Genomic DNA, 7,109 nt, shown 5'->3' on the forward strand with positions numbered 1-7,109 from the left:
TGGCATTGGCGAAAACCCGCTTCACATCGGCCCTCACCTGTTCCGGGCTGACAACCTCTGTGATGATCGCATAGCCTGGCTCGCCCGATGGCCGAAGCCGGATCAAGCGGCCAACGTCGCCATCTACAAAGGGCGAGTGCCCGACAGCCGTGATAGTGATACCATTTCCTGAAACAGCAGAGGGATCAAGGGTCTGCCCTGAGACTGTGTTCTCATCCAGATAAGGCCCATCGGCAAAAGCCACCTCCACCAGGGACCATGTCGTGTTGCCGCGCCGCTCCAGTTTATGCGGTGCACAGTCCGGATGGGCAAAGTACATCACATCGGCCGACTGCGCTCTTTTCAGCGTCGGGAGGTCGGCTTCTCCATAAGGGGAGGCCAATTCAAAGGGAGCCGGTGTCACCGCTCCCGAGCCGATCAATCCCACGCTGTCGATAAAGATCGTCTTGTTGGCTTCGTTGCGGAACTGGACATAGAAGGGGCTCATTGTGGGCGTAAAGGCGACGCTATGGAACCCGGTCGCCATTTCGATCTCCGAAATGACCTGATCCCCCTCGGACGTGTTTCCAATTCGAAACGCCACCTTGTCACCCGCCGCGCCGATCACACGAAAACGAATGACATGCTCCTGGTTAAGGTCGGTCGTGGCGACCGCCTGCTCCGCCGACGCAACACCGGATCCGTTTCCTTCAAGCGCCAAGACGCCATTGCTGCCGGCTGACTCGATGCCGATTCGTGTGCGTAGATCTCGCCCGTTGATCCACCCGCCGCCGTTGTTGGCGATGAGCGTAATCGTGTCATTGAAGCCTGAAGCGAAGGCGGCGCCACGATCCGCACACTGACTGATCGTCGCGTTTCCAGTGCCACCAAGCGTGATGTCGCTGAAGACGATCCAATAAGTCGAACCGCTTGTGATGGTCGGATTTGCCGCCCAGGTAAAAGTGTAGAGCGTTGGCGTATTGATGACCACGGAAGTGCTGTCAGCACCGACCTGCACCCCTGGATTCCCGCCATTGTCTGCATAGACCCCTGCAACAGCGGTGAACCCAACGGTGACAACTGGCACGCTGATGCTCGCGTTTGCGACATCGCCATCTGCCGGCGCGGTGAATTTGAGTCCCACGTTGGCCCGTCCTGAAATGAAGTCACCCCAGCCCTGCAGGGCAGTCTGAGCGAAATCGAGAAGATCGATTTCATCACCACCCAGGAAGTTGTGCTCGATGGCACCACCGCCGCTGGAGCGGTCATCCCATCCTGTCAGGTCGGTATCGAAATCGCCGTTCGTGATCGCAGCGTCGGTTGCCGGGACAATAATTTGCCCCTTGTTCCGGAAGAAACGAAAACATCTGTCACAGACCTCCAGAACATAGGCCTGCTCTGTCGAGAACTCGAATGGTATCAAACGCGGCCGCTTGTCGTGGTCGCGGGCTGCCGCGACATAGCGCGTACCCGGACGGCGCGTGAGGCCTCCCTGTGGCAGGGGAATCATGTTCTCCACCCTTGATCCGGCATTCTGGTACTTCGCAAAGTCGACGCGCGCCGCCATTCGGGGCCCGATTTCGCCGGCATTGAAAGCGGCTTGCAATGGATTAGCGCGTGGCATGGCTCACCTCACCGCCGCCCAGGCGCCCAGCGGCAGGGGATCGGCACGATCCTCCAAGCCGTCGGTCGTTCGTGCCCGCCTCAGCCGGGTGCGGAACCGCCCCTCGAGTTTTTCCTCCAGCGTGTTGGACTGTGCGACGGGAACCGCCAGTTCCCGGGCCAGAAGACCTGCCAGGGCCTCGCGAAAATCCGGTGGCATCAGGTTCACGTCTTCGACACGGCGCACATAGCGCAGATAGACGTCCTCAGCGTCACTGAGAAGCATCCCTCCCTCAATCTTAAAGTCCAGAAACCCAAGACCCGCTTCGTTGTTGTAGGCCCCGATGCTGCGGACCCAGTCCGCCGGCAAGGCAAAGGCGGCGGCGTAGCCGAAGACCGGCTCATCGCTCTTTTTGGCGAGCTTCGCCCGCGCCGTGGCAAAGTTCCAGCTATGGGCGCGCAGCAGGTCGTCGCGGCAACGCTCATAGAGCTCGGCGCAGAGGTTGGCATTCTTGCTGCCTTCGCTCAGCGCCGTGATACGGGCGGCGCCGATTTTGGAGAGGGCAGAGTTACAGAGGCCCGTTACATCAGCCATCGTCTATCTCCTCATGCCGCTTTGCGAGGGGACTTCTTCGCCGCCGTGGCCGCTTTGGCCCGCTTGGAGGGCGTCGGCACAAGGGCGCTGCGCAGAAAGGTCAGGCCATTGATGGTATCCGGCGTCAATCCGGCGACATTCTGCAGCTGGACGCCATCCGGATCGACACCGCTGATCAGGAAAAGCCCCCAGGCCGGTTCCTGCTCCACATCGGCACAGACCAGGATCAGGTCGTTGGTCATCAACCGCGATGCGCAGCTCAGGAAGTACTCCTGCTGTGCGACGGCTGTCAGTGGATCATCGGTCTGGTAACCGAAGATGCAGAAGCTCTGCAGGGCGGCGATGGTTTCCAGGTTCTGTGACAAAGCTCTGGGCATCCGGCTTCTTTCCTTCTTGCTGGGCGATGATGAAAAAGAAAGGGCGGACCTGATGGTCCGCCCCCAAGGTTTCGGCTCTGCGACGCCGTACTAGTCGGTATCCGCCGTTGAGACGGCCGTCGCATTGGAGACATCGACGACGCTGCCGTCGTTGGACAGCACCAGGTGCCATCCTGCAGCGGTCACGCTGCCCGGCGCGGCCGCGTTATCGACCTGCTGCACGAAGATCAGGTCACCGATCTTCAGCATGCCGACGGCCTCGCCAGTGAAATAGCCACTGCTGTCAACAATGACCGGCGTATCGGCGGTCCGGTAAGACCACCACTGCTGGCCCGCGCCATGGGCCATCAGCGTCAGGTGCTTTGCATCATATGCCATGGTTCTGCTCTCCTTAGGCCGGGATGGTGGCGGTATCGTCGACGCGGATTTCGATCACACCTTCCGCATCGATCAGGCAAGCACCCTGGCTCATCATATTGTTGACGAAATGAGCCGCCCGATCACCCTGCCAGGTGATGTCGCTGGTGACATCGGCACCGGAACCATGGCCCAGCGCGTTCTTGTGGTAGGTGAAGCAGACCGCGTTGGCCGTGCTTTTACCCGGCAGACCCGTGTGCCGCATCCAGTTCACGCCCAGCCAGGAACGGGTCCTGTTGCGCTGCATGAACGGCAGGTCGTCACCGACGAAATCCGCCGAGGCGAATTCCGGAATCGTGAGGGCGATGGACCACTGACGCGGGGTCAGGAGGCCCCACCGCATGCCGTCGTCCGGCACATCGTTGTCGTCCAGGGATTCCACCGCCTGCAGCAGCAGGGTCCGGGTCAGCCCGGTGGTGAAGTTGCCGACGAAGGAGGTCGTCTGATCCGCCTGGGCGATCAGCAACTCATCCGTCTTGCGGCCAAGGCCCCAGGCACCGGCATTGGCGATCACCATGCGCTCGTCATGGTTCACCTTGGCTTCATCGAGCTTGTCGATATAGTCGCCGGCGTAGAAGTCCTGGAGCGTACATTCGACCGGCGTGTGGTCGACATTCATCGGCGTCACCTTGCCGTGGCGCGCCTTGGTCGAGGCGACGCCTTTGCCGATCTTCTGAAAAGTGGTCGAGGCTCCTTTCACATTGTTTTTGGAACGCACCGTGGCCCGCAGGAGCGAGCCCTGGCGCTGATAGGCTTCGTGAACCTCTCTTTCGAATTGCTTCACGAAGGACAGGTCGATGGAAGTGCTCATCGCACATCTTTCCTTTACGTCAGGTGGATGGGGTGAGCGCTCCGGTCGGTTGTCCAAAGGGCGCCGCCGCGCGGGTACCCCACTTGGGGCCGCGCCTTGACGAACCTGGGCCTAACGGATTGCAGGGAAGGTGCGGTCAGGGGCCCGGGCGGACAAACACCCGGGTTCCCGCCCGACCGGCAAGAAGAACTAGTCAGTGCCTAAGAAGGATGGTTTCGGCCTAAAGCCGCCGCCCTTCGCTGCCGACGATGGGCTGGCTGCCATAGAGGCGCCCGTAGAGGTCTCGCAGTTCGCCCTGCACACCGGCGGAGGCATAACGCCGCGGGTCGCTGTCCTGCAGCGCATGCAGGTTGTCGATGCGGGACTGCAGGCTGCCCTCGCCCCGCATCGGCTCGCCGCTCAACGGCACGTCTTCGCCCATGCGCCGGCCGATAGCGGCAAAGGCGCGCACAAAGGTCGGGTGATCGCCCAGCTTCATGCCCGCGACTTCCTGGGTTTCGAGCATCGAGACAAAGTCGTCATCGCCGAAGTCGCGCACGGCTCGCTGAGCGAAGGCCAGGTTTCTGTCGTGATCGCCACCCCATTCATGGCGCAGGCTGGCTTCCGCCTCGGCGCGGCGTTCCGCACCTGTCCGCTCCTGTTGCTCGACCGACTGGCCGAGCGTGCCGTAATACCAGTCCAGCGCTTTCTGCACGACGTCGTTGCTGGCACCGGCCTCATGCATGGCGGCAGCGAAATCCTGATGCAGTGCCTCCGCCGAAGCATCCGGCTTCAGGTTATCGGGCAGATCCTCCGGCAGGCTGAGGCGATAGTCCGCCGGGTCGTCGGGAACGCCCAGCTGCCGGCGATAGGCAGCCATCTCCTCGGCGCTGGCGTCTGGTCCCGGCTTCACGACCGAGCGGCCGAGGCGCGACTGCAATGCGGCATAAGACTTCACCACATCGCGCGGCGAGGTGAACTTGTCGGCGACACGCCGCAGCTCCGGCTCGGCGATTGAACTGCGCCAGTCGCCGGCGTCTTCTGAATGCATTGCACCGCCCTCGCCGGCGGCGGATGCCTGGCTGTCGGCAGTCATCGGATTATCCGTCATCGGGTCCGTCCTTTTCCTGTTCGTACGAGTGGATCGTGCCGGGGCAGCCGAAGGGCGCCCGGGGAATCACAGCCGGTAACAACCGGAACGTTTAGCGAATTCTTTTCAAAGCGACGCAAGACATAATCTTGCCGTAATTGAATTCCAACCTTAAGTAGAGTCTATCGGGAGGGACTTTAACCAGCCGCAATAGGGAGAGAACCATGCAGCATGAGGTAAATCCATTCCCCGGCACCTGTTACAGGCCGCTTCCCGGTATCAGAAGAGAAGACCGGGAGCGTCGAGATGCTTGAGATCATCCTCTTCAAACCCAGCCACCTGGCCGACATCGATCCGCCGAAACTCCTACGGGAGCCGATGCGCCTTTTCGCCATGGCTTACCGCCATCGCGGCCCAGCCCTCACTTTTGTCGAAGACGGGAGGGTTCTCGGCTGCTTCGGTCTGATCATCGATGGGCGGGAGGCCAGGGTCTGGGCCTTCCTCTCGTCGCTTCTGCGGAACAGGCCCCTGGCCCTCCACCGCATGGTGAAGCGCACACTGCCGAAACTCAAACGCCACTACGGCCTGGACAGCATTCTGGCGGAAGCACATCCCGATCACCGCGCCAGCCGATGTTGGCTGGAGCGGCTGGGCTTTCGCTTTGACGGCGTGGCGCAACGCTGCCCCATCGTGGGGGAGCGGCACCTGCGCTATGTCTATTGATCCCATGACGTAGCAGGGCGGCAGGCAAGCGGGGCGCGCCCCACGACAGCGGCGCACCCCGCTTGCCGACTGTTCCCCCGGAAAACCGGCGGATTATTGAACAGGCAAAAGAATGCCTCTAGACTGCTGATGTGCCTCGCTCCCACGGTGGGACGACTAAACGTAGGCCCATCGTGCGTAGGCCCAACGGAGTACGAACCTCCCTGGGTTCACCGGGGCACACCTTGCACCTTATTTCTGCTTAAAGAACATCGGCCCTCGAAGCTGGCTGACACCGCAGTCGATGTCGCTGATGTCAGTCTCGAGCTCTTATTGATTTTGCCTTCAGCGATGATTACCTTTGTTCGGTGCCTCGCTCCCACATTGGGGTGAAAACGTGTAACCTCTTTGTGCGTAGGCCCACAGGAGTCTTAGCCCTTCTTGGGTTCATCGACGCACACCTTAACCTTCAGTTTGACTTGAGGAAGATCAACCCTCGAAGCGGTCCGAGTGCGAGCTCCTGAACCTGCAACATCACGCCATGATCGCTGAACGCCTTGAAAGCGGATGCCGAACTCCCTACACTCTCACCGTGCCTCGCTCCCACGGTGGGACGACAAGACGTAGGCCCATCGTGCGTAGGCCCAACGGAGTACGAACCTCCCTGGGTTCACCGGGGCACACCCAACCTCTTTATCTCGGTTTGAAAAAGATTGGTGCGCGAACCTAGCTGACATCAAAGTTGATATCGCTGATGCCGGTCTTGTATCCCGTCAGTAACCATGTTTGACGGTTCTCGCTCTGAAAGAGGCTCAGTGCGGCTTCGTGGCCTTTGAAGTACAGGACCACCCGCTCTCCTTCTCCTTGGCCAACACGGCGAATGACCATGCCTTTGGCCACTGTTTCGATCACATCATGGACAACCTCGGCACCGTGCTTAGCAATGATGTGAGAGAGACCACTGCCCTTTTTATATTTCTTCGCCGGATTTCCGGGTTTCCCAAATAGGAATGCAATTGATCCTACATCTCTCCGGAACATGGCCTCGGCCAGCACGCCGGGCTCGCCGCGCAGTGCCTGCTCGATTACGAGATCGGCGGCGGCGAGGCCGCGCCGGACGTTCTCCCGCGGATCGCGGGGCGGAAAGCGCGTCTTGGCGATGGCCTGGGCGGCCGTTTGATCGAGGAAGCCCGCGGGCACATTCCGCTTCACCAGCTCTCTGATCTGCCGCAGGCGCCCCTGCTCGTTGCGGCCGGGTGTCTTCTCCAGAACCACCTGCAGCGGCCGGCGTGACGGAATGCCTTTGGCCTTCTTGACCACACCGCGGGCCGCGGATGTCTTTCCAAGAGCGCGGGCGCCGCGCACCGGCGTGCCAGCAGCCGGGAAAGCACCGGCAAGGTAGGTGACCGTATCGATGGCCGCCTGCCGCGCACCGGCCACGTCTCCTTCGCCGATACGCTCGATCAGGCGATTTGCGGCATCTTTGTAGTCCAGCAGCGATTGCGCCTCGCCTGAACCGGGCGCAATCGACTTGATGATCTCCACCAGCTCGGGGCC

The 7,109-nt window shown here is 61.2% G+C and carries 8 protein-coding genes; 1 reads left to right on the top strand and 7 read right to left on the bottom strand.

Annotation, left to right across the window (positions count from 1 at the left end; genetic code table 11):
• From HBA54_RS28475 to HBA54_RS28500, 6 genes are all read right to left on the bottom strand, one after another.
• On the bottom strand, positions 1-1,603 hold a 1,603-nt coding region (locus tag HBA54_RS28475), incomplete at its 3' end, for a choice-of-anchor R domain-containing protein (protein WP_240932963.1).
• A gap of 3 nt (positions 1,604-1,606) precedes the next feature.
• Positions 1,607-2,176, bottom strand: a complete 570-nt coding sequence (locus tag HBA54_RS28480; protein WP_167232094.1) for a phage connector family protein — start codon at positions 2,174-2,176, stop codon at positions 1,607-1,609.
• Positions 2,177-2,187: 11 nt separating this feature from the next.
• Positions 2,188-2,553, bottom strand: coding sequence for a hypothetical protein (locus HBA54_RS28485; RefSeq protein WP_167232097.1), 366 nt, complete (start codon positions 2,551-2,553; stop codon positions 2,188-2,190).
• 90 nt (positions 2,554-2,643) lie between these two features.
• A complete protein-coding gene (locus HBA54_RS28490; RefSeq protein ID WP_167232100.1) occupies positions 2,644-2,931 on the bottom strand; it encodes a hypothetical protein in 288 nt (95 codons plus the stop codon).
• Between the two features lie 13 nt (positions 2,932-2,944).
• Positions 2,945-3,781: a phage capsid protein gene (locus tag HBA54_RS28495; RefSeq protein WP_167232103.1), complete on the bottom strand. Its 837-nt coding sequence runs from the start codon at positions 3,779-3,781 to the stop codon at positions 2,945-2,947.
• Positions 3,782-4,001: 220 nt separating this feature from the next.
• Positions 4,002-4,871: a hypothetical protein gene (locus HBA54_RS28500; protein ID WP_167232106.1), complete on the bottom strand. Its 870-nt coding sequence runs from the start codon at positions 4,869-4,871 to the stop codon at positions 4,002-4,004.
• Positions 4,872-5,156: 285 nt separating this feature from the next.
• On the opposite strand from HBA54_RS28500, the gene HBA54_RS28505 reads away from it, so the two are divergent.
• Complete coding sequence (locus HBA54_RS28505; protein ID WP_167232109.1) at positions 5,157-5,573, top strand: GNAT family N-acetyltransferase; 417 nt, start codon at positions 5,157-5,159, stop codon at positions 5,571-5,573.
• A 705-nt stretch (positions 5,574-6,278) separates the two neighbouring features.
• Here HBA54_RS28505 and HBA54_RS28510 read toward each other — a convergent pair.
• The coding region (locus HBA54_RS28510) for a putative barnase/colicin E5 family endoribonuclease (RefSeq protein ID WP_167232112.1) at positions 6,279-7,109 on the bottom strand (831 nt) is incomplete at its 5' end.

The organism is Pelagibius litoralis (assembly GCF_011683915.1).
In the GTDB taxonomy this organism is placed as follows: Bacteria; Pseudomonadota; Alphaproteobacteria; order Kiloniellales; family Kiloniellaceae; genus Pelagibius; species Pelagibius litoralis.

Bases quoted from the DNA above. Each gene is read 5' to 3' on its own strand.
- HBA54_RS28490 (WP_167232100.1), bottom strand. From the start codon at position 2,931: ATGGCATATGATGCAAAGCACCTGACGCTGATGGCCCATGGCGCGGGC.
- HBA54_RS28495 (WP_167232103.1), bottom strand. From the start codon at position 3,781: ATGAGCACTTCCATCGACCTGTCCTTCGTGAAGCAATTCGAAAGAGAG.
- HBA54_RS28480 (WP_167232094.1), bottom strand. From the start codon at position 2,176: ATGGCTGATGTAACGGGCCTCTGTAACTCTGCCCTCTCCAAAATCGGC.
- HBA54_RS28500 (WP_167232106.1), bottom strand. From the start codon at position 4,871: ATGACGGATAATCCGATGACTGCCGACAGCCAGGCATCCGCCGCCGGC.
- HBA54_RS28485 (WP_167232097.1), bottom strand. From the start codon at position 2,553: ATGCCCAGAGCTTTGTCACAGAACCTGGAAACCATCGCCGCCCTGCAG.
- HBA54_RS28505 (WP_167232109.1), top strand. From the start codon at position 5,157: ATGCTTGAGATCATCCTCTTCAAACCCAGCCACCTGGCCGACATCGAT.